Source organism: Acidovorax sp. Root568, from assembly GCF_001427445.1.
In the GTDB taxonomy this organism is placed as follows: Bacteria; Pseudomonadota; Gammaproteobacteria; order Burkholderiales; family Burkholderiaceae_C; genus Acidovorax; species Acidovorax delafieldii.
In genome coordinates this window covers 723150-750000 of record NZ_LMGP01000001.1, presented here as the reverse complement: position 1 = coordinate 750000, position 26851 = coordinate 723150, and the positions used below count along the sequence as shown (strand labels likewise).

The 26851-nt window shown below is 65.2% G+C and carries 24 protein-coding genes; 4 read left to right on the top strand and 20 right to left on the bottom strand.

Annotated elements, in window-relative coordinates; genetic code table 11:
- Positions 1 to 98: 98 nt before the first annotated feature.
- The 7 genes from gshB to ASD75_RS03375 all read right to left on the bottom strand — a co-directional run bounded on the left by gshB (position 99) and on the right by ASD75_RS03375 (position 10283).
- Positions 99 to 1055, bottom strand: a complete 957-nt coding sequence (gene gshB, locus ASD75_RS03405; RefSeq protein WP_056743100.1) for a glutathione synthase — start codon at positions 1053 to 1055, stop codon at positions 99 to 101.
- 52 nt (positions 1056 to 1107) lie between these two features.
- On the bottom strand, positions 1108 to 2295 hold the full coding sequence (locus tag ASD75_RS03400; protein ID WP_056743098.1) for a benzoate/H(+) symporter BenE family transporter: 1188 nt from the start codon (positions 2293 to 2295) through the stop codon (positions 1108 to 1110).
- Positions 2296 to 2466: 171 nt separating this feature from the next.
- Positions 2467 to 4335 (bottom strand): potassium transporter Kup, encoded by a 1869-nt coding sequence (locus ASD75_RS03395; protein WP_056068096.1) that lies wholly within the window; start codon positions 4333 to 4335, stop codon positions 2467 to 2469.
- Positions 4336 to 4592: 257 nt separating this feature from the next.
- A complete protein-coding gene (gshA, locus tag ASD75_RS03390) occupies positions 4593 to 5888 on the bottom strand; it encodes a glutamate--cysteine ligase (RefSeq protein ID WP_056743097.1) in 1296 nt (431 codons plus the stop codon).
- Positions 5889 to 5984: 96 nt separating this feature from the next.
- On the bottom strand, positions 5985 to 7451 hold the full coding sequence (locus ASD75_RS03385) for a TrkH family potassium uptake protein (protein ID WP_056743095.1): 1467 nt from the start codon (positions 7449 to 7451) through the stop codon (positions 5985 to 5987).
- 27 nt (positions 7452 to 7478) lie between these two features.
- Entirely contained in the window at positions 7479 to 8942 is a 1464-nt protein-coding gene (trkA, locus tag ASD75_RS03380; protein WP_056068090.1) for a Trk system potassium transporter TrkA, read from the bottom strand.
- Positions 8943 to 9002: 60 nt separating this feature from the next.
- Entirely contained in the window at positions 9003 to 10283 is a 1281-nt protein-coding gene (locus ASD75_RS03375) for a glutamate-5-semialdehyde dehydrogenase (protein ID WP_056743092.1), read from the bottom strand.
- Positions 10284 to 10329: 46 nt separating this feature from the next.
- Here ASD75_RS03375 and ASD75_RS03370 point away from each other — a divergent pair, with 46 nt between their 5' ends.
- On the top strand, positions 10330 to 10668 hold the full coding sequence (locus ASD75_RS03370) for a hypothetical protein (RefSeq protein WP_235511529.1): 339 nt from the start codon (positions 10330 to 10332) through the stop codon (positions 10666 to 10668).
- A 376-nt stretch (positions 10669 to 11044) separates the two neighbouring features.
- Here ASD75_RS03370 and ASD75_RS03365 read toward each other — a convergent pair whose 3' ends face one another.
- Together ASD75_RS03365 and holA are read right to left on the bottom strand one after the other, a co-directional pair.
- Positions 11045 to 12418 carry an FAD-binding oxidoreductase gene (locus ASD75_RS03365; RefSeq protein ID WP_235511528.1) on the bottom strand — a complete coding sequence of 458 codons (1374 nt, stop codon included), beginning with the start codon at positions 12416 to 12418 and terminating at the stop codon, positions 11045 to 11047.
- On the bottom strand, positions 12391 to 13446 hold the full coding sequence (holA, locus tag ASD75_RS03360; protein WP_056743085.1) for a DNA polymerase III subunit delta: 1056 nt from the start codon (positions 13444 to 13446) through the stop codon (positions 12391 to 12393). The genes ASD75_RS03365 and holA overlap by 28 nt, the downstream gene beginning before the upstream one ends.
- Positions 13447 to 13634: 188 nt before the next feature.
- On the opposite strand from holA, the gene rocF reads away from it, so the two are divergent.
- Positions 13635 to 14612, top strand: coding sequence for an arginase (gene rocF, locus ASD75_RS03355; protein WP_056743083.1), 978 nt, complete (start codon positions 13635 to 13637; stop codon positions 14610 to 14612).
- A 136-nt stretch (positions 14613 to 14748) separates the two neighbouring features.
- Here rocF and lptE read toward each other — a convergent pair whose 3' ends face one another.
- From lptE to ASD75_RS03325, 6 genes are all read right to left on the bottom strand, one after another.
- Positions 14749 to 15246 carry an LPS assembly lipoprotein LptE gene (gene lptE / locus ASD75_RS03350; RefSeq protein WP_056068079.1) on the bottom strand — a complete coding sequence of 166 codons (498 nt, stop codon included), beginning with the start codon at positions 15244 to 15246 and terminating at the stop codon, positions 14749 to 14751.
- A gap of 4 nt (positions 15247 to 15250) precedes the next feature.
- Complete coding sequence (gene leuS, locus ASD75_RS03345; protein ID WP_056743081.1) at positions 15251 to 17944, bottom strand: leucine--tRNA ligase; 2694 nt, start codon at positions 17942 to 17944, stop codon at positions 15251 to 15253.
- A gap of 99 nt (positions 17945 to 18043) precedes the next feature.
- Positions 18044 to 18496 (bottom strand): biopolymer transporter ExbD, encoded by a 453-nt coding sequence (locus tag ASD75_RS03340; RefSeq protein WP_056743080.1) that lies wholly within the window; start codon positions 18494 to 18496, stop codon positions 18044 to 18046.
- 23 nt (positions 18497 to 18519) lie between these two features.
- Positions 18520 to 19200 (bottom strand): MotA/TolQ/ExbB proton channel family protein, encoded by a 681-nt coding sequence (locus ASD75_RS03335; protein WP_056743078.1) that lies wholly within the window; start codon positions 19198 to 19200, stop codon positions 18520 to 18522.
- Positions 19201 to 19213: 13 nt separating this feature from the next.
- Positions 19214 to 20053 carry a 4-hydroxy-tetrahydrodipicolinate reductase gene (dapB, locus tag ASD75_RS03330; protein WP_082564867.1) on the bottom strand — a complete coding sequence of 280 codons (840 nt, stop codon included), beginning with the start codon at positions 20051 to 20053 and terminating at the stop codon, positions 19214 to 19216.
- A 62-nt stretch (positions 20054 to 20115) separates the two neighbouring features.
- Positions 20116 to 20679 (bottom strand): outer membrane protein assembly factor BamE, encoded by a 564-nt coding sequence (locus ASD75_RS03325; protein WP_056743073.1) that lies wholly within the window; start codon positions 20677 to 20679, stop codon positions 20116 to 20118.
- An 89-nt stretch (positions 20680 to 20768) separates the two neighbouring features.
- Here ASD75_RS03325 and fur point away from each other — a divergent pair, with 89 nt between their 5' ends.
- Entirely contained in the window at positions 20769 to 21185 is a 417-nt protein-coding gene (gene fur / locus ASD75_RS03320; RefSeq protein WP_056068069.1) for a ferric iron uptake transcriptional regulator, read from the top strand.
- Positions 21186 to 21304: 119 nt separating this feature from the next.
- On the opposite strand, the gene hprK is transcribed toward fur, so the two are convergent.
- From hprK to ASD75_RS03300, 4 genes are all read right to left on the bottom strand, one after another.
- Positions 21305 to 22261 (bottom strand): HPr(Ser) kinase/phosphatase, encoded by a 957-nt coding sequence (gene hprK, locus ASD75_RS03315; protein ID WP_056068067.1) that lies wholly within the window; start codon positions 22259 to 22261, stop codon positions 21305 to 21307.
- 44 nt (positions 22262 to 22305) lie between these two features.
- Positions 22306 to 22773 carry a PTS sugar transporter subunit IIA gene (locus ASD75_RS03310; RefSeq protein ID WP_056068066.1) on the bottom strand — a complete coding sequence of 156 codons (468 nt, stop codon included), beginning with the start codon at positions 22771 to 22773 and terminating at the stop codon, positions 22306 to 22308.
- A 113-nt stretch (positions 22774 to 22886) separates the two neighbouring features.
- On the bottom strand, positions 22887 to 23222 hold the full coding sequence (gene hpf / locus ASD75_RS03305) for a ribosome hibernation-promoting factor, HPF/YfiA family (RefSeq protein ID WP_015016131.1): 336 nt from the start codon (positions 23220 to 23222) through the stop codon (positions 22887 to 22889).
- A 243-nt stretch (positions 23223 to 23465) separates the two neighbouring features.
- Entirely contained in the window at positions 23466 to 24695 is a 1230-nt protein-coding gene (locus ASD75_RS03300) for an MFS transporter (RefSeq protein ID WP_056743070.1), read from the bottom strand.
- 220 nt (positions 24696 to 24915) lie between these two features.
- Here ASD75_RS03300 and ASD75_RS03295 point away from each other — a divergent pair, with 220 nt between their 5' ends.
- Entirely contained in the window at positions 24916 to 25836 is a 921-nt protein-coding gene (locus ASD75_RS03295) for a phosphoribosylaminoimidazolesuccinocarboxamide synthase (RefSeq protein ID WP_056743068.1), read from the top strand.
- Positions 25837 to 25913: 77 nt separating this feature from the next.
- Here ASD75_RS03295 and trxA read toward each other — a convergent pair whose 3' ends face one another.
- Positions 25914 to 26822 (bottom strand): thioredoxin, encoded by a 909-nt coding sequence (gene trxA / locus ASD75_RS03290; RefSeq protein ID WP_056743066.1) that lies wholly within the window; start codon positions 26820 to 26822, stop codon positions 25914 to 25916.
- Positions 26823 to 26851: the final 29 nt, after the last annotated feature.

Sequence of the window (26851 nt, the reverse complement as noted above, 5' to 3'; positions counted from 1 at the left end):
TCTCAGTAGCGAAGCCCTCGACTATAGCACGGTTTACAACAGGCAGCAGGGCAAACCCAGGGATTGATCTAACAGTCCGTGTACACGAGACAAGCCCCTCAACCACCAACGGCCGCAACCGCAGACTCCAAAGCGTCTATGAATAGGAAGGCCACATCGCAGCCTGTCTGATCGAAGATTTCCTGAAAGCAGGTCGGGCTGGTGACATTGATCTCTGTGACGCAGTCGCCAATCACATCTACCCCTGCCAGCAGCAAGCCACGCGACTGCAACACCGGGCCCAGCGCTTCTCCAATCTCACGATCCCGCGCAGACAGAGGGCGCGCCACGCCCTTGCCGCCAGCGGCCAGATTGCCGCGCACTTCGCTGCCCTGGGGAATACGCGCCAGGCAGAACGGCACAGGCTTGCCGCCGATGATGAGGACCCGCTTGTCACCATCGACGATTTCGGGCAAAAACTTCTGCACCATCACGCTTTGCGCGCCGTGGCGGTTGAGGGTTTCGGTGATGCTGCCCAGGTTGAGGCCGTCCGGCCCCACACGGAAGATACCCATCCCACCCATGCCATCCAGAGGCTTGAGGATGATGTCCTGGTGCTCCGCATGGAAGCGGCGAATGTCTTCCGCATCCCGGGTGACCAGCGTCGGTCCGATGAACTGTGGAAACTCCATGATGGCCAGCTTTTCCGGATGGTCCCGCAGAGCGCTGGGTTTGTTGAACACCCGGGCGCCATCGCGCTCCGCCTGCTCCAGCAGGTGGGTGGCGTAAAAGTACTCGCTGTCGAAGGGCGGGTCCTTGCGCATGAGCACCGCGTCGAAGTCGGCCAATGCGGCACTGCGCTGCGGCTGGGCCTCGTACCAATGGGCGGCATCCCCCGTGAGGCGGACGTCCTGCACCCGCGCGGTGACCTTGCTGCCGCGCTGCCAGGTGATGTGCTGCGGTTCGCAGACCGTGAGGGTATGACCACGCCGCTGTGCCTCGCGCATCATGGCGAAGGTGGTGTCCTTGTAGATCTTGAAGCTTTGCAGCGGGTCGGCGATGAAGAGCAGTTTCATGATGTCGGGTCAAGAAATGGAGGAGGCCAGGGGCCCAGGCTGCCAAGGCGACTTACGCGCCGCTGGCCTGCGAACGCCTGTACTGTTGCACAAATAGCGCAATGCTGCCGGCCACCACGCCCCAGAAGGCCGAGCCCACCCCAACGATGACCACGCCACTGAGGGTGACGAGAAAGGTAATGAGTGCCGCCTCGCGGTGCGACTCGTCCCGCAGCGCCGCCGCCAGGCCGTTGCCAATGGTGCCCAGAAGCGCCAAACCCGCAATGGCCACCACCAGCTCTTTGGGAAAGGCGGTAAGCAGCCCGGTGATGACTGCGCCAAACAGACCGATCGCCACGTAGATGGCGCCACATGCCACCGCGGCCGTGTAGCGCCGGCGGCGATCAGCGTGCGCCTCGGGGCCCATGCACATCGCGGCGGTGATGGCGCTGAAGTTGAGCGCAAACGCCCCGAAGGGCGCCAGCACCAGGGTGGCCAGACCCGTGAGCGTGATGAGCCGGGAGATGGGCAAGTTGTAGCCCGACGCCCGGATCACCGCCACCCCGGGCAGGTTCTGCGACGCCATGGTGACCACAAACAAAGGAATCGCCAGGCTGACGGCAGCCGCTACGCTGAACTGGGGCGCCGTGAAAACGGGCAGGGCCAGCTCCAGCTGCACCGCCGACCAGGCCATCTGCCCCTGGGTGGCCACGAACACCACCGCTACGGCGAAGGTGATGACCACCGCATACCGGGCAGCCAAACGGCGGCTGACCAGATACACCATCAACATCAGCAGCACCAAGGGCAATGCGGTCTGGGCTGCCGCAAACGCCTGCAGGCCAAAGCGGGCCAGCACGCCGGCCAGCAGGGCAGCGGCGATTTCCATGGGGATGCGGTTCATCACGCGCTCGAACCAGCCGGTGACGCCCGCCAGGGTGATGAGCAACGCGCTGATCATGAAGGCGCCGATGGCTTCGCCCATGCTGAAACCGCCCGCCAACCCCGCCGTGGCCAGCACGGCGGCGCCCGGTGTGGACCAAGCCACCATGACGGGCTGGCGCAAGATCAGCGAGGGCACCAGCGAACACAGGCCCATGCCCAAACCCAGCGCCCACATCCAGGACGTGATCTGCGCGGGTGTGGCCCCAAAGGCCTGGGCGGCCTGGAAGACGATGGCCACCGAGCTGGTAAAGCCCACCAGCACCGCCACGAAGCCCGCCACCGCCGTGGAAAGGCTCAGGTCTTTGAAAAATTGCATGGGCGCGATTCTGGCACCGCGCGCGCCTGGCGCTCAGGCAGGCCGTCAGCCCACTCCAACAGCTACAGTATTAATAGCATCTCAGACAATGAGCACTAACGCTACAAGGCAAAAACAGCGTAAAACCAGCCCGAGGCTCCGTCCCAGGCTAGGGGGAGCCCCCTCAGCCCGTCAGATCTCGATCTTGGAGCCCAGCTCGACCACCGCGTTGTTGGGCAGGTGCAGGAAGTCGGCCGCCCCACTGGCGTTGTGGTGCATTTGGGCAAACAGCTTTTCGCGCCAAGGCGCCATGCCGCTGCCGATGGTGGGGATGACGGTGTCCCGCGACAGGAAATAGCTGGTGGTCATCGACTCCAGCTCGCAGCCACGCCCACGCAGCAGCTCCAGCGCGCGGGGCAGGTCGGGGTCGTTCTTGAAGCCGTAATGCACCACCACCTGCCAGCAGTCGTGTCCCAGCGATTCGACTTGCAGCCGCTTGTCCAGACCAATCCAGGGCGTCTCGTGGTTGTGCACGGTGACAAACAGGTTTTGCTGGTGCAGCACCTTGTTGTGCTTGAGGTTGTGCAGCAGGGCATTGGGCACCGCGCCGGTTTCGGCCGTCAGGAAGACGGCTGTGCCATCCACCCGCGTGGGCGGGCTGATGAAGATCGACTCCAGGAAGTCCTTGAGGTCGATGGCGTCGGCACGCAGCTTGTCATTGAGCAGGCGGCGCCCTTCCTTCCAGGTCATCATGAGCGAGAACACGATGCCGCCAATCATCAGAGGGAACCAGCCACCCTGGAACAGCTTGAGCAGGTTGGAGGCGAAGAACGCCAGGTCCACCACAAAGAAGCAGCCCGTGGCCGCAACGCACAGCGCCAGCGGATACCGCCAGCCGTAGCGGATCACGAAGAAGGTCAGCGTGGTGGTGATCAGCATGTCCAGCGTCACCGCGATGCCGTAGGCGGCTGCCAGATTGCTCGACGAGCGGAACATCACCACCGCCAGCACGATGGCCACGAACAGCCCCCAGTTGACCAGCGGCATGTAGATCTGGCCCGTGTCGCGCACGCTGGTGTGCTGGATGTTCAGGCGCGGCAGGTAGCCCAGCTGGATGACCTGCTTGGTCACGCTGAACGCGCCGGTGATCAGCGCCTGCGAGGCAATCACGGTGGCCATGGTGGCCAGGATCACCAAAGGCACCAGCGCCCAGTCGGGGGCCATCAGATAGAACGGGTTCTTGACGGCCTCGGGCTCGGCCAGCAGCAGCGCGCCCTGGCCAAAATAATTGAGGGTGAGCGCCGGCATGGCCACACCAAACCAGGCCATGCGGATCGGGCGCTTGCCGAAGTGGCCCAGGTCGGCATACAAGGCCTCGGCGCCCGTCACGCACAGCACCACCGCGCCCAGAATGATGAAACTGGTGCCCGGGTTGGCCCACATGAAGCCCAACGCATGGTGCGGACTCAGCGCCCACAAGATCTCAGGGTGCCCCACGATATGCGACACGCCCAGCAGTGCGATGGTGACAAACCACACCAGCGTGATGGGACCAAAAAACTTGCCGATGCCGCCCGTGCCGCGCTTTTGCACGGCAAACAGGCAAAACAGCACCACCAGCGTGATCGGTATCACGTAGTGCTTGAAGTGATCCGACACCACTTCCAGCCCCTCCACCGCCGACAGCACCGAGATGGCCGGGGTGATGACGCCATCACCGTAAAACAGCGAGGTGCCAAAAATGCCCACGGCCAGCAACACGCTGCGCAGCTGGGGCTTGTCTTTGACCGCCTGGGAGGCCAGGGCCAGCATGGCGATGAGGCCCCCCTCACCGTGGTTGTCGGCGCGCAGCACCAGCACCACGTACTTCAGGGAGACGATGACCGTGAGGGTCCAGAAAAAGATGGAGAGGATGCCGTAGATGTTTGCGGGCGTGAACGGCACATGGCCGGACCCGAACACCTCCTTGACGGCATACAGCACGCTGGTGCCGATATCGCCATACACAACACCGATGGCGCCCAGCGTGAGCGCTGCGAGCGATGACTTGGAGCTTTGCACTGACCACCCCCGCGCACTGGGCCTGACGGGGTTCCGTTACTTTTGGGAACGCTATTGTGCGCCTGAGCCAGATCAAGCGATTGGAGGCGAAACCCCATGTTGCGACGCAGCAACTTGCCCTTGGCAACCGGGCGCGGGCGTGGCATGCGGGACCACCGCACTCCCCCGCAGGCCCGCTGTGCAGCGTCGCCGAGAGGGCGCAGACGTTGAAACCCGGTGCCCCCAAGACCCGTAAGGGGCCCCAGACACCCTGGTTTTCAGTCGTACACCTCGGCGTCGGGGTTGGTGGCCTCCAGCTCGTAGCTGGCCGCCAGCATCGCCAGCCGGGCCACTACGCCGTACATATAGAAGCGGTTGGGCGCGCTCACACCCGGGCGCACGCCAGGCTGGGGCATGTGGGTGCTGTGTTCAAAGGCCAGGGGCACAAAGCTCGCGCCGGGGGCGTTGAGGTTTTCATCCACACCGCGCTCGGCATGCATGCGGTAGAAGCCGCCCACCACGTAGCGGTCCATCATGTAGACCACAGGCTCGGCCACGGCGTCGTTCACGCGCTCCTGCGTCAGCACCCCTTCCTGGATGATGACTTCGCTCACCGGCTGGCCGTCCTTGATCACGGCCATCTTGTTGCGCGTCTTGCGGTTGACCGCGTCCAGCTCCTTGGCGTCGCGCACAGTCATGATGCCCATGCCGTAGGTGCCGTTGTTGGCCTTGACGATCACGAAGGGCTTTTCGTTGATGCCGTATTCCTTGTACTTGCGGCGCACCTTGGTCAGGAGTGCGTCCACGCTGGTCTGCAGCTGGTCCATGCCCGTGCCCTCGGCAAAGTCCACCTCGCCGCACTCGCTGTACATGGGGTTGACCAGCCAGGGGTCGATGCCCAGCATCTTGCCAAAGCGCTTGGCCACCTCTTCGTAGTTCTTGAAGTGTGTGCTCTTCTTGCGCACGCTCCAGCCGGCGTGCAGCGGGGGCAGCAGGTACTGCTCGTGGATGTCTTCCAGAATGCCGGGGGCGCCTGCGGTGAGGTCGTTGTTCAGCAGGATGGTGCAGGGGTCAAAGTCCTTGAGCCCCAGCCGGCGCTTGGTGCGCACCACGGGCTCCAGGGTCACGGTGTCGCCGTTGGGCAGCTCGATCAGCGTGGACTTCTTGATTTCGGGGCTGATGGAGCCGACCCGTACGTTCAGGCCCGCCATGTTGAAGATGCGCTGCAGCTGCACCACGTTGGACAGGTAGAACGTGTTGCGCGTGTGGTTCTCCGGAATGATCAGCAAGTTGCGCGCTTCGGGGCAGATCTTCTCGATGGCGGCCATCGCTGCCTGCACAGCCAGGGGCAGCATCTCCTTGGTCAGGTTGTTCCAGCCGCCCGGAAACAGGTTGGTGTCGACCGGGGCCAGCTTGAACCCCGCATTGCGGATGTCTACCGACGTGTAGAACGGCGGGGTGTGCTCCATCCACTCCAGCCGGAACCAGCGTTCGATGGCGGGCATCGAGTCGAGAATGCGCTGTTCGAGTTCGTTGATCGGCCCGGTGAGGGCCGTGATGAGATGCGGAACCATGGAAAGCCCTCGGGAAGCGATTGCAGTGAATTGTAGGATGTGGGGCCAGGCCGGGTTTTCGCAAGCCACCCCTTGGTGGTACCACGGCCCTGCCCTCTACCGGCGCCAGAACGCCGGGGTCAGCAAGGCCATAAAGCTCAGTATCTCCAGCCGGCCCAGCAGCATGGCCAGCGTGCACACCCAGATCTGAAAATCGGTGAGCACCGCGTAGTTGGACGCCGGCCCCACGCTGCCCAGGCCCGGCCCCGCGCAGTTGACGCTGGCCAGCACCACCGAGAACGCCGTCACCGGGTCCAGGTCTGTCAGCAGCATGACCATGCTCAGCCCAAAGACCGTGCCGCCATAGACCAGCATGAAGGCCAGCACCGAGAAGATCACCCGGTTGTCCACTGCAGCGCCGCCCAGTTGCACCGGCTGCACGGCGCGCGGGTGCACCAGGCGGTTCATCTCGCGGCGCGCCTGCTTGACGAGGATAAGCATGCGGACCATCTTGATGCCCCCGCCCGTCGAGCCCGCACTGGTGGCCACGCCCGACAGCAGCAGCATGAACACCGGCGCAAACACGGGCCATGCCAGGTAGTCCACCGTGGCGTAGCCGGTGGTGGTGGCCAGCGACACCAGGTTGAACATGCCATGGCGCAGCGCGTCCAGCGGCCCATACACGCCCTTGGCCCACAACAGCAGAGCCACCAGCAGACCGCCGCCAATCAGCGTCACCAGCGTGGCCCGCAGCTCCGGGTCGCGCCAGAAGCCGCCCCACTGGCCCTTGCGAATGGCGACGAAGTACAGCGCAAAATTGCAGCTGGCCACCAGCATGAAGAAGATGCAGATCGCCTCCAGCAGCGGCGACTGGAAGTACCCAAAGCTCAGGTCGTGAGACGACAGCCCGCCCAGGCTCACGGTGGTGAACATGTGCATTAACGCATCCAGCGGCGCCATGCCCCCGGCCCAGTAGGCCAGGCCACACAGCACGGAGAACAGCGCATACACCCCCCAGAGCCCCTTGGCCGTGCCGGTCATGCGTGGCGTGAGCTTGGTGTCCTTCAGAGGCCCCGCCGCCTCGGCCTTGAACAGCTGGCTGCCCCCCACGCCCAGCAGCGGCAGCACGGCCACGGCCAAAATCAGGATGCCCATGCCACCCATCCACTGCAAAAAGGTGCGCCACACATTCACCGACACCGGCAACGCATCCAAGCCCGCAAGCACGGTGGAGCCCGTGGTCGTCAGCCCCGACACCGCCTCGAAGTAGGCGTGCGTGAACGACAGCGGGTGTCCGGTGTAGTGCCCGGCCAGCATCAGCGGCAGCGCGGCCGACAGGGGCAGCAGCATCCACACCAGAGAGACCAGCATCACGCCGTGGCGCGGCTGCAGCTCCTGCCGGAACAGCCGCAACCGCCACCACAGCCACGCGCCCGCCAGCATCGTGGCGCCCATGGACAGCGGGTACACAAACCAGACGCCGTCGCGCGTCCACAGCGAGACTGCCAGCGGCAGGCCCATGGACAGCGAGAAGATCATGACCAGAATGCCCAGCACGCGCAGAACGGGAAACATGTCCGTCATGGGGGTCTCGCGCAGCTCGGTGCCAGGTCAGAAAAAAGTCGCGCTCACGCGGAAGAGCTTTTCCACATCGCGCACCAGCCGCTTGTTGGGCAGGAAGAACACCACGTGGTCATTGCTCTCGATCACCGTGGCGCTGCGCGGGATGATGACCTCGGGCTCGCGCAGATCGGCAGCGGATGCACCCGTGGTTTCCGAAGCGTCAGGCAGACCGCGCACGATCAGGCCGATGTGCACATCGCGCGGCAGTTGCAGATCGCTGACCTTGCGGCCGACCACGCGCGAGCTCTTGCGGTCGCCGCGCGCCACGATCTCCAACGCCTCGGCCACCCCACGGCGCAGGCTGTGCACGGCCTGCACGTCGCCCTGGCGCACATAGGCCAGCAGCTCGCCCAGCATGGCCTGCGCGGGCGACAGCGCGATGTCGATCTGCGTGCCGTGCATCAGGTCGGCATAGCTGCGCCGGTTGATGAGGGCCAGCACGCGGCTCGCGCCCATGCGCTTGGCCAGCAGGCACGACATGATGTTGTCCTCGTCGTCGTCGGTGAGCGCGAGGAACAGGTCCACCTCCTCGATGCCTTCGTCACCCAGCAGGTCTTCGTCGGTGGTGTCGCCCTGCAGCACCAGCACCTCAGGCGGCAGGGCAGATGCCAGCTCCACGCAGCGGTCCGCGTGGTCCTCGATGATCTTGATGTGAAAACGCCCGCCCGCCTGGCTGAGCTGCCGCGCCAGCCGCAGACCCAGCCGGCCGCCGCCCGCAATCATGATGCGGCGCACAGGCTGGAGCTGCTGGGATGCCGGGCGGTGCAGAGCGGCCAGCACGTTGGCGATGTGCTCGTGCGCGGCCAGCACGAACACCTCGTCCCCCGGCTCGACGCGCGTGCGGCCGTCGCAGGCGATGAATCGGTCAGGCTCGTCGGGGAAGCGCCGGTAGATGGCCACCATGCGCATCGCCAGCTCCGGCGCACTCTCGCGCAGCGCGCCGATGGAGTGCCCCACCATCGGAGCCCCCGCACGCGCCCGCACCGACACCAGGCATGCGCGGCCTCCGGCAAATTCGCGCACCTGCATGGCCTCGGGGTACTCGATGAGCTTGCCGATGTAGCGGGTCAGCGATTCTTCGGGGCAGATGATGCGGTCCACCGCAAACCCCTCGGGGCCCACCAGCCGCTCATGGGCCTCGAAGCCTGTGGTCCGCACCCGCGCAATGCGCTTGGGGATGTTGAACAGCAGCTGCGCGATCTTGCAGCACACCAGGTTGGTCTCGTCCTGCGCGGCGCAGGCGATCAGCAGGTCGGTGTCCTCGGCCCCCGCCTCGGCCAGCACGGCAGGCTCGATGCCGTTGCCCACCACCCCGCGCAGATCAAACCGCGACTCCAGGTCGCGCAGGCGCGCGGCGTCGGTGTCGATGACGGTGATGTCGTTGCGCTCGGACACCAGGCTGTCTGCCACGCTCTGGCCCACGCGGCCGGCGCCGAGGATGATGATTTTCATATGAAATAGGCCGCAAGCGCTAGTCGAACATACGCCAGCAGCTATCGTTTCAGGAGCACATCAGGCCCGCACCTCACCTTCGCCCAGCACCACGTACTTGAGCGAAGTGAGGCCTTCGATGCCCACCGGGCCCCGCGCATGGAACTTGTCGGTGCTGATGCCGATTTCGGCGCCCAGGCCGTACTCGAAACCGTCGGCAAACCGCGTGCTCGCGTTCACCATCACGCTGGCCGAATCCACCTCGCGCAGGAACTGCTGGGCGTGCATGTGGTCGCGCGTCAGGATGGCATCGGTGTGGTGGCTGGAATAGCGGTTGATGTGGGCGATGGCTTCATCCACCCCCGCCACGATCTTCACGCTGATGATCGGGGCCAGGTATTCCTCGCTCCAGTCCTGCTCGGTGGCGGGCACCAGGTGGGCACCTGGCACCGACTGCAGGATGGCCAGCGACTCGGGGCAACCGCGCATCTCCACGCCCTTGGCGGCATACACCGCGCCGATCTTCGGCAAAAACTCTGCCGCCACGCCGCGTGCCACCAACAGACCTTCGCTCGCGTTGCAGGGACTGTACTTGTTGGTCTTGGCGTTGTCGGCCACCTTGACGGCCATCGCGATGTCGCAGGGGTCGTCCACATAGGTGTGGCAGTTACCGTCCAGGTGCTTGATCACGGGCACCTTGGCATCGCGGCTGATGCGCTCGATCAACCCCTTGCCGCCGCGCGGGATGATCACGTCCACAAACTGCGGCATGGCAATGAGCTGACCCACGGCCTCGCGGTCGGTGGTCTGCACCAGTTGCACCGCGTCCTGTGGCAGGCCGGCCTCGGCCAGCGCCTGCTGTACCAGCTTGGCCAGCGCCTTGTTCGAATCAATGGCCTCGGAGCCACCGCGCAGGATGCAGGCATTGCCGCTCTTGATGCTGAGGCTGGCCGCCTCGATGGTGACGTTGGGACGGCTCTCGTAAATCATGCCGAACACCCCAATCGGCACGCGCATCTGCCCCACACGGATGCCGCTGGGCTGCTGCTTCATGCCGAGGATCTCGCCAATGATGTCGGGCATGGCGGCCAGCTGCTCGCAGCCCTCGGCACAAGTCTCCAGCACCTTGGGGGTGAGCTTGAGCCGGTCCACCATCGGGCCCGCCAGCCCATTGGCCACGGCGCGCTCCAGGTCTTTGGCATTGTCGACCTGCAGCGCAGCCACGTTTTCGCGCAGCAACCGGGCCAGCGCTTTGAGCGCTTTGTTTTTGATAGCTGCTGGCGCTTTGGCCATCAGCGCAGAGGCCGTTTTTGCCTGGAGACCGAGAGAGTACGTGTATTCAGCGACGTTGAGGGCGTTCATCCTGCGATTTTGCCGCACTTGGTATCGGCCCGGCGGGCGCGGGCCCATGGCTGCTTTACCCTCGGGTGTATCACCCATCCTGGCCCCGCCCGGCTACGCCATGACCGACACCGCCCACACCCAGCTCACCACCTTCATCCAGGCCCTGCAAGCCTTTGAAAGCGGCGACCACACCGCCGCCACCCTCAGCACCCTGGCCCGCCAGCAAACCACCCTACTCGCCGCCCTGCCCCCGCGCTACAGCGAAGTGCTGCTGAACCTGCTGGACCGACTGGAATCGAGCGCGCTGTTTTCGGAAGAAAGCTGCTCGTTCAGCCAAAAGGATCTGGTGGCGAACTTGACGATGTGGGCTGAAAAAGCACAGGGCACATTGAACGCTGGCTGACCACTCCGGGGCCGAGCAACGCGACGGCCCGAGTGGCTGTTCGTTTCCCATCCCCTCTGTATGCGCCGAGGAGCGCAGCGGCCAGCGGGTCAGGGCTCGCGACTGTCTGAGCGCAGCGAGTTTGAGCGAGACCCCGCTGGACGCGAGCACCGCAGGTTGCCCGAAGCGAAGCGCAGGGACGCAGACAGTGGGGTCGCCTTTCTTTTGGGTACTTTTCTTTGGCGAAGCAAAGAAAAGTACCTCGCCCGCCGGGGCGACAACCCGGCTCCCGCCGTGCGCACAGGCATGCCACCAAATCAGCGAGCAAGCCCCGACAACCACTCCTAATTTAATAGCTTTCAGTGCTTATCTCACAGGCACTAGAAGCCAAAAATAATCAAACCTCCGCCCGCCCCAACCACTTCTCCCGCGCAATATACGCCCGCACCCCCAGCCCCATGAACGGCTGCGGCGGCATGCGCGTCGGCCCACCCAAAGCCAAGGCATGCGCCAACAACGGATGGTCCTGCCCCAGCGCCAAATCCGCTGCCAAAGCCCCCAGCGCAGTGAACTTCACCACCCCCGCCCCATTGCACCCCGCCACGCCATGCACCTGCGGGGCCAGCCGCCCCCAGCGCGGTGCGCCATTGCGGGTGATGGCAATCGAGCCTTCCCAGAAATGCTCCAACGCCACATCGGCCAGCTGCGGAAAACGCGCCGCAAACACGGCCGCATGCTCGCGCCGCACGCGCTCGCGCACCGCAGGCCTGACGCGGAACTGCGGCGCATATTCAAAGCCCTGGCGCACCAGAATGCGGTGGTCGTCCGTGTAGCGCAGCGTGGCCCCCGTGACGGCGCTGGCGGGCGTCACGCCCCAGCCCTCGGGCGCGCCCAGGCGGCTGCGTTGCTCGGGCGTGAGCGGGGCTGTGAGCGAGCCAAAGGTGACCAGCGGAAACGTCTCCGCACCCCAGGCGCTGCCAAACAGCCCCAGCTGCTGCGCAAACCCATTGGCCGCCAGCAACAGTTGCGGCGCACGCACACAGCCCTGCGGGGTTTGCGCCACCACCTTGCTGCCTGACAGGTCCAGCCGCTGCACCGGCGTTTGCTCGTACAGGGTGACGTTGGCGGGCAGCGCATCGGCCAGGCCCCGGCACAGCGCGGCGGGGTTGAGCAGCACGGTGCCCGGCGTGTAGAGCCCGGCGGCAAAGTAGCGGGTGCCCAGGCGCGCGGCCAGGGCGTTGCGGTCCAGCAATTCATGCGGCGCCCCCAGGGCGCGCAGCTCCTGCACATGGTGCTGCAGCGTGCGCTCGGCAGCGGGCGACACGGCGCAGTGGTACTTGCCTGCGCGGCGCCACTGGCAGTCGATGCGGTGCTGCGCCACCAGCAGCTCCAGGTCGTTCATGCCCGCCGTCAGCAACGCCTGGTAGTGCGCGGCCTGTCGCAGTTCTTCGAGCGAGCTGCCGATGTTGTGCGGCACATCAATAGCAAAGCCCGAGTTGCGGCCCGATGCGTTGTTGCCCACGGTGCCTGCATCCACCACCACGATGTGGGCGTGCGGGCGCAACTCGGCCAGGCGGCGCGCGGCGGCCAGGCCCGCAAAGCCCGCGCCCAGCACCAGCCAATCGGCCTGCATATCGCCCAACAGCGCAGGGCGCGGCGTGCGCGGGGGCAGGATGGCGGACCAGCCGTTGGTGGCGTCGTCGTTGGGCAGGCGCAAAGGCGGGGAGACAGCAGCGGCCGCCATCACCGTGCCGCGCTGGTCAGGCGGCACAGCTGAAAGGCCAGGCGCTGCAGGGCCTGCCAGCCGTCTTGCGGCCAGTCGGGCTGCTTGAGGCCTTTGACAATGCCGTCCACCGTGTGGGCCGACTGCAGCAAGCGCGCCAGGGCCGCATCGCTGGCCTTGGGCAGGATGCGTTCAAACAGCCGCTCCTTGGGGCCCCAGATGCGGTTCTCGCGCAGCGCCATGGGCAAGGGGCGGCCGGCGTTCATCGCGTCTTTCACGCGCTTGAGGGCGCGGATGTCTTCGGCCAGCGCCCAGTGCACCAGCACTTCGGCCTCGCCCTCGGCCTGCAGGCCGTCAAGCATGCGCTGCACGCGGGCCGTCTGCCCGGCCAGCACGGATTCGGACAGCTTGAATACGTCATAGCGCGCCACGTTGAGCACGGCGGCTTCGACCTGGGCTTGCGTGAGCTCTCCCGCCGGGTGCAGCAGCGCGAGCTTTTGAATCTCCTGGTGCGCGGCCAGCAGGTTGCCCTCCACGCGGTCGGCAAAGAACTGCAGGGTGCGTTGGCCCTCTTCGCCCGCCACCACGCGCTGGCCCTGTGCGGCCAGGCGCTGGGCAATCCATTGCGGCAGCTGGCCACGCTCGATGGGGTCGATCTGGATGGAGGTGCCATTGCCCTCCAGCGCGGCAAACCAGGCACCGGTTTTGGTGGCTTTATCAAGGCGCGGCAGCATGACCATGGTGAGCGTGCTGTCGTTGCCCCGGGCCGATTCAGCGATCTGCTGCAGCGCCACGCTGCCGTCCTTGCCGGGCTTGCCCGATGGAATGCGGATCTCGACGATCTGCTTGTCGGCAAACAGGCTCAAACTGCCGCCAGCGGCGAGCACGGCACTCCAGTCGAAGTGGGCACCGGCCACGGTGTAGCTGCTGCGCTCGGTGTAGCCCTGGGTGCGGGCGGTGGCGCGGATGGCGTCGGCCGCCTCTTGCTGGAGCAAGGGCTCGTCGCCATGCAGGACATAAAGCGGCGACAGGCCCCGTTGAAGATGCTGAGAGAGTTGGGCCAGGGCGACTTGCATGCGGCAAAGTTTATCGCCTGGGCAGGCCCGGCATTGCGCAAATTGCCAGCGTATGCCCTCACAGTGCACAAGGGAGGTCACGAACCGATCAGCTGCGGCGCTGTTCATTGGCGCCCAAAGCCCTGAGAATTCCCCCGGGCGCCCGCGCCCTTCCCGCTCACTGCCATACCCCAGAAAGTCAGACCGCCATGCCCCCCACCGCCCTGCGCAGCGCCCAGCCCACCAGCCTGATCGGCGCCCCCACCGACATCGGCGCCGGCGCGCGCGGCGCCTCCATGGGGCCCGAGGCCTTGCGTGTGGCCGGCCTGCAGGCGGCGCTGGAGTCCCACGGGCTGCAGGTGTTTGACCGGGGCAACCTGAGTGGCCCCGCCAACCCCTGGCAGCCACCCGTGGACGGCTACCGCCACCTGCCCGAGGTGGTGGAATGGAACCAGCGCGTGTTCGACGCCATGTATGCAGAACTGCAGCTGGGCCACCTGCCCATCCTGCTGGGTGGCGACCACTGCCTGGGCCTGGGCAGCATCAGCGCCGTGGCCCGCCATTGCGCGGAGGTGGGCAAAAAACTGCGGGTGCTGTGGCTCGATGCACATGCCGACTTCAACACCAGTGCACTGACCCCCAGCGGCAATGTGCATGGCATGCCCGTGGCCTGCCTGTGCGGGTTTGGCCCCGAGGCGCTGACCGGGCTGGCCCGCATGCCGGGCGGTGGCCCGGCTCTGCACCCGTCGCAGATCCGGCAGATCGGCATCCGCAGTGTGGACGCGGGCGAAAAGCGCTTTGTGCACGAGCAGGGCCTGGAGGTGTTCGACATGCGCTACATCGACGAGGTGGGCATGCGCCAGACCATGCAGCAGGCGTTGGCCGGGCTGGATGCGCACACCCACCTGCATGTGAGCTTTGATGTGGACTTTCTGGATCCCGACATTGCCCCCGGGGTGGGCACCACGGTGCCCGGTGGCCCCACTTACCGCGAGGCGCAGTTGTGCATGGAGATGATTGCCGACAGCGGGCGTTTGGCCTCGCTGGACATTGTGGAGCTCAACCCCGCGCTGGATGTGCGCAACCGCACGGCCGTGCTGGCGGTGGACCTGGTGGAGTCGCTGTTTGGCAAGAGCACGCTCATGCGCGTGCCCTCGCACGGCCAGGGGCCGACGCTGAGCGCGTGAGCGCGCACATTCTTAGAGCAGCTCACAAAACTCAGCGAAGCGGCCATGGCCAGGCGTTTCGCCGCAGGCAGCACGACTAGTACGACTAGTACGACTAGGCGAGACAACAACGCCAGGGGAGTTCTGTGAACTGCTCTTAGCGCTTGGCTGCTGCGAGCCGGCGCATGAGCTGCTGCACCAGGTCGGTCCGCATGTCGCGGTAGAGCAGCGCCTCTTCGGCTTCCTTGGCCAGCGCAATGGTTTCGTTGTAGCTGATGTCGCGCTGCTGCAGCAGCTCGGTGTCCGGGATCAGCTCCACGCCGGTGGGCGTGCGCAGGCGGAACTTGATACGCAAGCGCAGTTGCAGCTCGCGCACCTGTCCCGACGCATTGAGGCCCACCACCACACGCTCCTGCTGCTCCTGCAGCAGATCGAAGATGGCCTCTGCCGTCGGCATGCTGGCCGGGTCGCGCAGCAACTTGAGCTGGCTGCCCGATCCGTCGAGTGTGCGCTGCAGCTCACGCGCCAGCGGCGAGCTGGCAGGGGCCGCGATGTAGAGCGAGCCAAATCCGAACTCCGGCACGCCACGCAGCCGGAATCCGCAGGCAGACAACAGGGCCACCGGGGCCAGGCTGAGCAGTGTGCGTTTGTTCATGGGGTCAGACCACCACGTTCACCAGACGACCTGGCACCACAATCACGCGTTTCGGATGAGCGCCTGCGGCCTGGGCCACAAAGGCCTCGCTGGCCAGCGCAATGCGCTCGATCTCGGCCTTGTCGGCCTGGGCGGGCACATGGATGGATCCGCGCAGCTTGCCGTTGACCTGAAGCATGAGTTCGATCTCGTCCTGCACCAGGGCGCCGGCATCCACCTGCGGCCAGGGCGCATCGAGCAGGTCGCCCAGCGCACCAGCGTAGCCCAGGCCCGTCCACAGGCTGTGGGCGATGTGGGGCGTGGCGGGGTACAGGCAGCGCAGCAGGATGCCAAAGCCTTCGATCAGCGCCACCTGGGCACCGGCCGAGTCCATGGCCTTGAAATCTTCGAGCGCGTTGATCATCTTCATCGCTCCGGAGACCACGGTGTTGTACTGCATGCGCTGGTAGTCGTAGTCCACCTGCTTGAGCACGTTGTGAATCTCCAGGCGCAGGGCCTTGGCCTCCTTGCCAAACTGTACGTCCTGCAGGCTGCTGGCGCCCGCGACGCTGGCCATGGCGGCGTCGCGGTCGATGGCCGAGAGCTTGAGACCGAAGTTCCACACGCGGCGCAGGAAGCGGTAGCTGCCTTCCACCGCAGCGTCGTTCCACTCCAGAGTGGCTTCGGGCGGCGCGGTGAACATGGTGTACAGGCGGGCCGTGTCGGCGCCGTACTTCTCGATCAGGTCCTGCGGGTCCACGCCGTTGTTCTTGGACTTGGACATGGTGCCCACGCCCTCGTAGTCGATGGGCGTGCCCACGGGCAACATGCCGTCGCCGCTGGTGGCTTCGTTCTTGAGCTTCGCACCGATGATCTTGCCGCCTTCATCGAGCACATGCTCCACGTCGTGCGGCCAGAAGTAGTCCTTGCCGCCCTTGGCGGTGCGGCGGCTGTAGATGTGGTTGAGCACCATGCCTTGTGTGAGCAGCTTGGTAAAAGGCTCATCGACCTTGACCAGGCCCAGGTCGCGCATGACCTTGGTCCAGAAGCGGGCGTACAGCAGGTGCAGGATGGCGTGTTCGATACCACCGATGTACTGGTCCATCGGCATCCAGTAGTCGGCACCACCGGCCACCATGGCGTCCGCATTCTTGGGGTCGCAGTACCGCATGAAGTACCACGAGCTGTCCACGAACGTGTCCATGGTGTCCGTCTCGCGGCGGGCAGCCTTGCCACACACGGGGCAGGTCACGCCCGCGTGGAAGCCTTCGTGCTTGTGCAGCGGGTTGCCCGAGCCGTCGGGGATGCAGTCTTGCGGCAGCACCACCGGCAGGTCTTTTTCGGGCACGGGCACGGCACCGTGCTCGTCGCAGTGGATGATCGGGATCGGCGTGCCCCAGTAGCGCTGGCGGCTCACGCCCCAGTCGCGCAGGCGCCAGGTGGTCTTCTTCTCGCCCAGGCCCTTTTGCTCCAGCGCGTGGGCCACGGCGTTCACGGCTTCCTTGTACGACAGGCCGCTGAAGCTGTCGGAGTTGATGGTCACGCCGCGCTGCTTATCGCCATACCAGTCGTTCCACTGGTGGTAGTCAAAGTGCTCGCCATCGACCAGCACGACCTGCTTGATCTCGATGCCGTACTTCAGGGCGAACGCGAAGTCGCGCTCATCATGGGCGGGCACGCCCATCACGGCGCCGTCGCCATAGCCCATCAGCACGTAGTTGCCGACCCAGACCTCGACCTTTTCGTCGGTGAGCGGGTGCGTGACGAACAGGCCCGTGGGCACGCCCTTTTTCTCTTGCGTGGCCAGCTCGGCTTCGGTGGTGCCGCCGCTCTTGCATTCTTCGATGAAGACCTTGAGCGTAGGATTGGTCTTGGCGGCATGGGCGGCCAGCGGGTGCTCAGGCGCCACGGCGCAGAAGGTCACACCCATGATGGTGTCGGCGCGCGTGGTGAACACGTACATCTTGCCGTCGCCGATCAGCGCGCCGTCATCACCCCGGATGTCGTGCGGGAAGGCGAAGCGCACGCCTTCGCTCTTGCCGATCCAGTTCTCCTGCATCAGCTTCACGCGCTCGGGCCAGCCGGGCAGCTTGTCGCCGGTCACAAAACCCAGCAGCTCTTCAGCGTAGTCGGTGATCTTGAGGTAGTAGCCAGGGATCTCGCGCTTCTCGACCGTGGCGCCGGTGCGCCAGCCTTTGCCGTCGATCACCTGCTCGTTGGCCAGCACGGTCTGGTCCACCGGGTCCCAGTTCACCACCTGGGTCTTGCGGTAGGCAATGCCCTTTTCCAGCATCTTCAAAAACAGCCACTGGTTCCACTTGTAGTACTCGGGGTCGCAGGTGGCGACTTCGCGGCTCCAGTCGATGGCCAGGCCCATGGCCTGCATCTGCTTTTTCATGTACGCGATGTTTTCGTACGTCCACTTGGCCGGTGGCACGCCGTTCTTGAGCGCCGCGTTTTCGGCTGGCAGGCCGAAGGCGTCCCAGCCCATGGGCATCAACACGTTGTAGCCATTCATGCGCAGATAGCGCGTGAGCATGTCGTTGATGGTGTAGTTGCGCACGTGGCCCATGTGCAGCTTGCCGCTGGGGTAGGGCAGCATGGAGCAGGCGTAGAACTTCTTCTTGCTCGTGTCTTCCGTCACGCGGTAGGCGTCGGTGGCGGTCCAGTGGTCGTGCGCCGCGCGTTCGACGTCTTGGGGAGAGTATTTGTCTTGCATGGGGGCTCGGGGGTGAGAGAAGAGTGCAGCCGCAGGGCCGCGCTGCAGGGATTTTAGGCGGTCAGGGGCTGGCGCTGGCGGGCCCGCCGTCCGGGCGCCTCAGCGGGACGGAGCGGGGGACGCAGGCGACACCGCGTTCCCCGCGGGTTCGGCCACAAATCCGATGCGCTGCAGCCCGGCCAGATGGGCCGCGCCCATGACTTCGACCACGCGGCCATAGGGCACGGCAGCGTCGGCGCGCAGTTGCACCTCGGTGTCCGGGCGCTCGGCACCAATGCGGCGCAGGCGCTCGGCCAGAGCGGCCTGAGAGAGGGGTTGGTCATCCAGAAACGCTTGGCCCGAGGCATCGACCACCAGGGCGACGAATTGCGGGGCCGTGCCGGGCGTGGCGCCATCGGTGCGCGGCAGGTCCAGCCGGATGGAGCTGGCCAGCAGCGGCGCCGTGAGGATGAAGATCACCACCAGCACCAGCATCACGTCCACCAGCGGCGTCATGTTGATGTCGCTCATGGGCTGCGGCCCGGTGGTGCGTTCGAGTCTTCCGAAGGCCATGGCGCGGTCAAGCTTTCTGGAGCTCAGGGCCGAGGATCGGCGGGGGCAGAGGTGTCGATGACCAGCTCTCGCAGATCGCGCGCAAACCCTTCCAGGTCCGCCTCAATGCGCCCGAGCAGGCGGCCAAACACGTTGTAAGCCAGCACGGCAGGGATCGCCACGGCCAGCCCGGCCGCCGTCATGACCAGGGCCTCACCCACGGGACCGGAGACGCGGTCAATGGTGATCTGCCCCGCGCCTGCCATGGCCGTGAGCGCATGGTAGATGCCCCAAACCGTGCCCAGCAACCCTACGAAGGGCGCCGTGGAACCCACCGTGGCCAGCAGCACCTGACCAAACTGCAGGCGCCCCAGCACATCGTGCAGGGCATCGCGCAGCACCCGCGTGAGCCGCTGTGACAGGCTGCCGGCTGTAGCTAGCGTGGGCGGGGTAACGTTGTCGTGATTTGCTATTGAATTTGCAGCAACCACCAAAGGAAGCACTAGCGCATCCCGGTCAAAAGACTGCAAACGCTGCTGCGCCAGGGCCAGCGAGGGAGCCTGCCAGAACGCGGCCGTGCAGCGGGCCACGTCGGCACTGGCGCGCCGCATGAGCCGCAGCTTCCACACAATGACCACCCAGCTCGCCACCGACATGGCCAGCAAGACCAGTGCCGCACTTTGCGTCACGGCATCGCCCTGGCGCCACCAGTGGAGCGCGTCCATGGGAGTCGGCGGATCAGTGCAAGCCCAGCACGTCGAACATGTCGAACATGCCAGTCTTGTGGGCCGCCAGGAAGCGCACAGCGCGCAAGGCGCCCTGCGCGTACGTGGCGCGGCTGGAGGACTTGTGCGTGACCTCGATGCGCTCGCCGATGCCCGCAAACAGCACGGTGTGGTCGCCCACGATGTCGCCACCACGGATGGCAGCAAAGCCGATGCTGGAGGGGTCGCGCTCGCCCGTCACGCCTTCGCGGGCGTAAACGGCGCAGTCCTTGAGGTCGCGGCCCAGGGCCTCGGCAATCACCTCGCCCATCTTGAGCGCGGTGCCCGAGGGTGCATCGACCTTGTGGCGGTGGTGGGCTTCGATGATTTCGATGTCGTACCCCGTGGCCATGGCCTTGGCGGCCATTTGCAGCAGCTTGAGCGTGACGTTCACACCCACGCTCATGTTGGGCGAGAACATGATGGCGGTGCGCTGTGCGTAGGCGTCGAGTTCGGCCTTTTGCTCATCGGTGAAGCCGGTGGTGCCGATGACGGCCTTCACGCCCAGCTGGCTGCACACGGCCAGGTGGGCCAGCGTGCCCTCGGGGCGGGTGAAGTCAATGAGCACCTCGGCGTTCTTCAGGCCGGCCGCCACGTCGGCCGTGATGGCCACACCGCTGGCATAGCCCAGAAAGGCGGTGGCGTCCGAGCCGATGGCTGGGCTGGCGGCCACATCCAGTGCACCGGCCAGCACGCAGTCGTCGCTGGCGCGGATGGCCTCGATCAGCATGCGGCCCATGCGGCCCGAAGCCCCGGCGACGGCTACACGGAGGGGGGATGCCGCGGGAGCCGCAGGCGAAGAAGTCGCGGTCATGAAAAGGTCCTGTTCATTGATAGGGCAGCCAGCGCACCGGGCTCACGCCAGGGCCGCAAGGTTCAGCGCGCGGGCGCTTCAAGCGGCGGGTAACTGGTGGCGGCAGGCAATGTCGGCGGTGTGGCCGCTGCTGGCGCAGGGCGCTCCTTGACCGGGTACTTGGCCAGTTGCTCCGGCGTGGCTTCCAACGCCGGCACCTTGCCCTTGGCACCGTCGCGCGCACCCAGCGTGGCGACGAACTCGGTCTCGGTCGGCATTTCATCGCCTTCGGAGCGCTCCAGGGCATCGCCCTTGAAGAACACGGTCAGCTTGCGGGTCTGAATCTCTTCGCCAGGGCGTTTGAGCGTAAACACGTACTCCCAGCGGTCCGCATGGAACAGGCTGGTGACCAGCGGCGTCCCGAGAATCTCGCGCACCTGCTGGCGGCTCATGCCGGGCTGCAAGGCTTCAACCTGCTCGCGGGACACGAAATTGCCCTGCACCACGTCCACCCGGTAGGGCTTGACGATGTTGGCGATGCGGCTGCTGGCGCCATCCAGACTGCCGCAACCGGTCAGGGCGGCCATGCTGGCACCGATCAACAGAACCAGGCCCAGACGGGCGCTGTAACGGGCTTGGACGGGCATGGGTAAAAGGCCAAAGGATATGATCGTCCCATTGTAGCGGCAGCCCCTCCGGACCCTGAGCCGGTTGCCCGCCCCCGAAAGAGCCAGCCATGACCAATATCGACGAACTCAAAAGCACGGGACTCAAGGCCACACTGCCCCGCCTGAAGATTCTGGAGATTTTCCAGAAGGGGGCGCAGCGCCACATGACGGCCGAAGACGTGTTCCGCGTGCTGCTGGAAGAGCGCTCGGACATCGGCCTGGCCACCGTGTACCGGGTGCTCACACAATTCGAGCAAGCTGGCATCCTGATCCGCAGCAATTTCGAGAGCGGCAAGGCGGTGTACGAGCTCAACGAAGGGCAACACCACGACCACTTCATCTGCACTTCGTGTGGCAAGGTGGAAGAGTTTTACGACCCCGAGATCGAAAAGCGGCAGCATGCGGTGGCCAAGGCAAAGGGCTGGCTGGTGCAGGACCACACCATGGCGCTGTACGGGCAGTGCGCCGACTGCGCTAAGAAATGACTCCCCCTTGAGCCACCTTCGGCGTCTTCCCCCCAAGGGGGACGCTCCCGGCGCAGCGGTGCGGCCCTTGCGCGGCAGCCCTGTTATGGGCCGCGCCAGTTTTGGTGGCCTGAGCGCCGCTAGCCGCCCGTATCGCGCTCCATGGCACGACGATGGCGTTCGACAAACTCTTGGTAGGTGTCGATGCCGCGCAGTTGCAGGATGGTGTTGCGCACGGCGGCCTCGACCAGCACGGCGATGTTGCGGCCAGCAACCACCTGGATCACCACCTTGAGCACCGGCACGCCCAACACATCCTGCGTGAGCGGCTCGTAGGGCAGACGCTCGTAGTCACGCTCCAGCGTCTCCTTGCGCACCAGGTGCACGATGAGCTTGAGGCGCATCTTGCGGCGCACCGCCGTCTCGCCAAAGATGGCGCGGATATCGAGCAGGCCGATGCCGCGCACTTCCAGCAGGTTTTGCAGCAGCTCGGGGCACTTGCCTTCGATGGTGGTCTGGTTGATGCGGAACAAATCCACGGCATCGTCGGCCACCAGGCCGTTGCCGCGCGAGATCAGCTCCAGGCCCAGCTCGCTCTTGCCCAGGCCCGACTCGCCGGTGATCATCACGCCCAGGCCCAGAATATCCATGAACACACCATGCATGGTGGTGCGGTCAGCGAAGTGCTTGGACAGGTAGGCGCGCAGCACGTCGATGACAAACGCCGACGACTCGTGCGTGGAAAACATCGGAATCTGCGCGCGCTCGCACATCGACACCAGCGCGTCGGGTGCGGTCTGGTTGTCAGCCAGCACCAGCACGGGGGGTTCCAGCGTCACGATACGGGCGATGCGGCGCTTGCAATCGTCAGGGGAGGCGTTGCTCAGGTACGCAATCTCGCGCTCGCCGAGGATCTGGACCCGGTACGGATGGATGTAGTTGAGATAGCCGACCAGGTCGGCGCCGGAACGCGCGGAGCGCACGGCCACTTCGTCAAAACGGCGCTCGGAGGCTCCGAGACCTGCCACCCACTCCCACTTCAGGGGGCCGCGAAATTCCTCGAAAAGAACGTCGGCGCTGACAACATTGGGCTTCACGGCAGGTCAGTCAGGGTGATCAGCGCAGGCGGCGGCGAAAGCACTCAGGCCGTTTGGGTGGATTGCCAGCCCGCGATCATGCCGTGCAGTTCGGCAGCATCAGCGCAGGCCTTGAGCTTTTCGCGCAAGGCAGAGTCGCTGAGCAACTCGGCAATCTCGGAGAGGATTTCCAGGTGTTTTTGCGTGGCCGCCTCGGGCACCAGCAAAAAGATCAGCAGACCCACCGGCAACTCGTCCGGCGCATCGAACCCAATGGGATTGAGCAACTGAAACACGGCCGCCATCGGGGCCTTGAGGCCTTTGATGCGCCCATGGGGAATGGCAACGCCATGACCGAGCCCGGTGGAGCCCAGGCGTTCGCGGGCAAACAGACTGTCGGTGATCAGCGCCCGGGAGAGGCCGTGCTGGCTCTCGAACAGCAGACCCGCTTCTTCAAAAGCACGCTTCTTGCTGGTGGCGTCCACGCTCACAAGCACTTGAGCGGAGGGCAGGATGGAGGCGAGTCGGTTCATGGTCAAGGGTAACAATTATGCACATATTGGCGAAAACCCTGAGCGCGGCGCGTCAGGCAACAAAAAAACCGCCCGAGAGGGGCGGCTGCTGTGCCAGGCTCAGGGCTGGCGCATCAAGCGTGCAGTTCGCGCTTGGCGGCTTCGTGGTGGTGATCTTGCAAACGGTCCTTGTGGCGGACCACCTGACGGTCCATCTTATCGACCAGTTCGTCCACAGCCGCATACAGGTCGGCGTGGGAGCTTTCGGCAAACAGGTCGCTGCCCTTGACGTGGATGTTGCATTCCGCTCGCTGTCTCTTTTCCTTTTCCTTTTGCTTCTCTACCGTCAGCAGTACCTTGACATCGACAACTTGGTCAAAATGGCGGGTGATCCGGTCCAGCTTGGTGGTGACGTAGTTGCGCAAGGCGGGAGTAACTTCGAGGTGGTGACCGCTGATCGTCAAGTTCATAAATAAGTCTCCTGTGGCTCTCGGTGGAAAAACGCCGTCCTGGATCAGAGGAGCGGCTCGGCGAACTTGGATGCATCTGTTGTTGACGTCTTGGGTTCACTATGCCCCTGCCCTCCCTGAAATGCAATCCCATACCGCCGCAGGCCGCTGGGTTATGCCCGGCAAGGTGCCAAGCACCCGAAAAGCGCGCACAATGGGCGGATTGAAGGGACTGGCCAAAGTGCAGCGCAAGCTCCTCCCTTGTCACCGTGCCGACGGCGTCGCGCCATACAGCGTGAGGCGCCCCACCACCAGCATCGACAGCATGCTGGCGCCGATGCCCACCAGCGCAGCCACCCAGTAGTTCTGTACCAGCCCCTGCGCATCACGGCTGATCAGCACCCCTCCCACAAAAGACGCAACACCCATCGCCGCCGATTGCACGGAGGCGTTCAGCGTCATGAAGGTCCCCCGCAAAGGCGCATGCGCCGCAGAGGCAATGATGGCCATGCCGGGAATCATGCGGCCACTGACAAAAGTGAACATCAGCGTGGACACCATCAACACGCCCCACAGCGGCAACCCCTGCACCAGCGTGATACCCAGGATGCAGGGAAGGCCTGCGAGGGCCAGCCACCGGAAGGTGGGCACCTTGCCATGCCGGTCTGTCATGCGCCCGAACAGGCGTGCCGTGAACAAGGTCACCACCCCGCCGCACAGGTACACCAGCGGCACCTGATCGGTGCGCACACCCGCATTGGTCTGCATGTAAATGGTGATGTAAGGAATCACCGTAAAACCTGTAAACATTAGCAACGCCGAGAACAGAAATGCCCACCGGTGGTTGCCATCCGCCAGCACCTGGGTGATACCGCTCAGCACAGAACGCCCGTTGGCAACCTGGACATGGCCCGCCATGGTCGGCAGCGTGCGGGCCGCCTGCACGGCCAGCACTCCCACCATGGCGGCAATGCCAATGAACGGCAGGTTCCAGCCCCCGTACTGCGCGAGGATCAGCCCCAGGGGCACGCCAGCCACCGTGGACACGGAAAACGACGTCATCACGATGCCCATGGCACGCCCTCGCCGCTCAAAGGGCACCACGTCCGCCACGATGGTCTGCGACAAGGCCGACAGCACGCCGCCAAAAGTCCCCGCGAGAATGCGTGCCACCATCAGCGTGCCGTACGTGGGCGCGAGGCCACACGCCAGCGTCGCCAGCCCAAACAGGCCATAGAGCACCAGCAGAAGCCGCTTGCGACCGAAGCGATCGATGTAAGTCGAAGCCAGCAGGCCTGACGCCCCCGCCGACAGCGTGTAGGCAGACACCAGCAAACCAAACTGCGCGTCGGTGATCGCAAACAGCTGCGTGAGCTGCGGGCCCAGCGGCATCATGATCATGAAATCCAGGATGTGGGTGAACTGGATGCCTGCCAGCGTCAGCAGCAGCCACAGTTCGCGGCGGGGGGAAAGCTCAGGCGTAGAAGAAGACACAGCAGACGGCCGCAGGGGCCCAGGCAGGTTCGGGGCCGCCCAGTGTGCCGCATGCCTGCCCGGAACACACCCTTCTCGGCGCATTCCCGGCGGAAACCGCCGCCCTTCAGAGCGGCGCGTAAAATCCACCGGCTGCGCCCAGGCCTCCCCTGCCGCGCGCCCCTTTCCCCTACGTTCTTCGGACTGCCCGCAGCGGACACCCACCGCCCACACCGACACCATGACCCAGCCCAGCTCCACCGCCCTGCACACTTCGGCCCTGACTTCGCTGCCCCTGCTGGCACGCGGCAAGGTGCGTGACAACTACGCCGTGGGCGACGACCGCATCCTGATGGTGGCCAGCGACCGCCTGTCGGCCTTCGACGTCATCATGGGCGAGCCTATCCCCGGCAAGGGCGAGCTGCTCACCCAAATGGCCCTGTTCTGGTTCGACAAGCTCGGCCACATCTGCCCCAATCACCTCACAGGCGACGCACCCGAGAGCGTGGTGAGCCCCGAGGAAGCCCCTCAAATCCGTGGCCGCTCGATGCTGGTGAAGCGCCTCAAGCCCATCCCGGTCGAAGCCGTGGTGCGCGGCTACCTGGCTGGCAGCGGCTGGAAGGAATACCAGGAATCGCGCTCGGTCTGTGGCGTGCCCCTGCCCGAAGGCCTGACCAACGCCGCCAAGCTGCCCGAACCCATCTACACGCCCGCCGCCAAGGCCGCCATGGGCGAGCACGATGAGAACATCACCTTCGAGCGCACGGTGGAGATGATTGGCCTGGACCTGGCCACCCGCATCCGCGATCTGAGCATTGCCATCTACAAGGCCGCGGCCGACATCGCGCTCACCAAGGGCATGATCATTGCCGACACGAAATTCGAGTTTGGCCTGGCCCCTGACGGCACGCTGGTGCTGATGGACGAGGTGCTGACCCCCGACAGCTCCCGCTACTGGCCCGTGGAGGGCTACGCTGAAGCCCTGGCCAAGGGGGAGAACCCGCCCAGCTACGACAAGCAGTTTGTGCGCGACTGGCTGGAGCAGGCCCAGGTCAACGGCAAGCCCTGGGACAAGACCCCTCCATCGCCCCGCCTGCCTCAGGCGGTGATTGAAAAGACGGCGGCGAAGTACCGTGAGGCACTGGAGCGGCTGACAAGCTGACCTGCGCTGCCGCCAACGCCCGTGCAGCTATAAAAAAAAGGCCCTTGAAGGGCCTTTTTTCTTTGGAGTGCGCCTTCTCAGCTCAGCACGACACTCGACAACCGCCGGCGGTAGGTGGCCACCACCGGGTCTTCGGGCGGGATCTGGCCCTCGGCGACCTTGGGCTTGGGCGCCTCGATCAGTTCGAGGATGGCAACGTAGGTCTTGCGGGCGATCTCTTCGCTCCACACCTTGTCGCGCATGAGGATTTCGAGCAGCTCGTCCATGGCGTCGGTCCAGCGCTGCTGGGAGATGAGCCAGCGGGCGCGGGCATAGCGGGTGTCGAAATCCCGCTTGTTCGCGGCGATTTTTGCCTCAAATTCGGCCTCAGCGCTAGCGTCATATGCGCCAGACGCTACAAAATCAAGAGCATCCATCCAGGTCTTGAGGGCCCCCAGCTTGCGCGACATGGCGGCCTTGGCAATCACGGGAGCAAAAGCCACCTTGGCATCGTCCTCGCGCCCCAGCTGCAGCAGCAGCTTGACGTAGTCAAAGCGCGCGTCATCGTTGGCAGGGTCGGTCACGACGGCATGCTGCAGCTTCTCCAATGCGGTGCCGGTATCGCCTCCGGCGAGAGCTTCCTGCGCCTCTTCTTCCTCGGCCTCGGCCACCATCTCTTCAGCGGTGGGGACGTGCTTGTCGAGGAAGGCGCGCACCTGGCCTTCGGGCAAGGCGCCCATGAAACCGTCGACAGGCTGACCGTTCATCAGCAGCACGCAGGTAGGAATGCTGCGGATTCCGAACATGCCCGCCAGCTGCTGTTCCTGGTCGGAGTCGATCTTGGCGAGCTTGAAGCGGCCCGCGTATTCCGTCTCCAGCTTCTCCAGCACCGGCCCCAGGGACTTGCAGGGGCCACACCAGGGCGCCCAGAAGTCCACCAGCACGGGCACGTTCATCGAGGCGGCAACCACCTCGGCTTCAAAGTTCTCTACGGTGACGTCAATCATGATGGTGTGGGGCCCGAGGCCTATGGAGC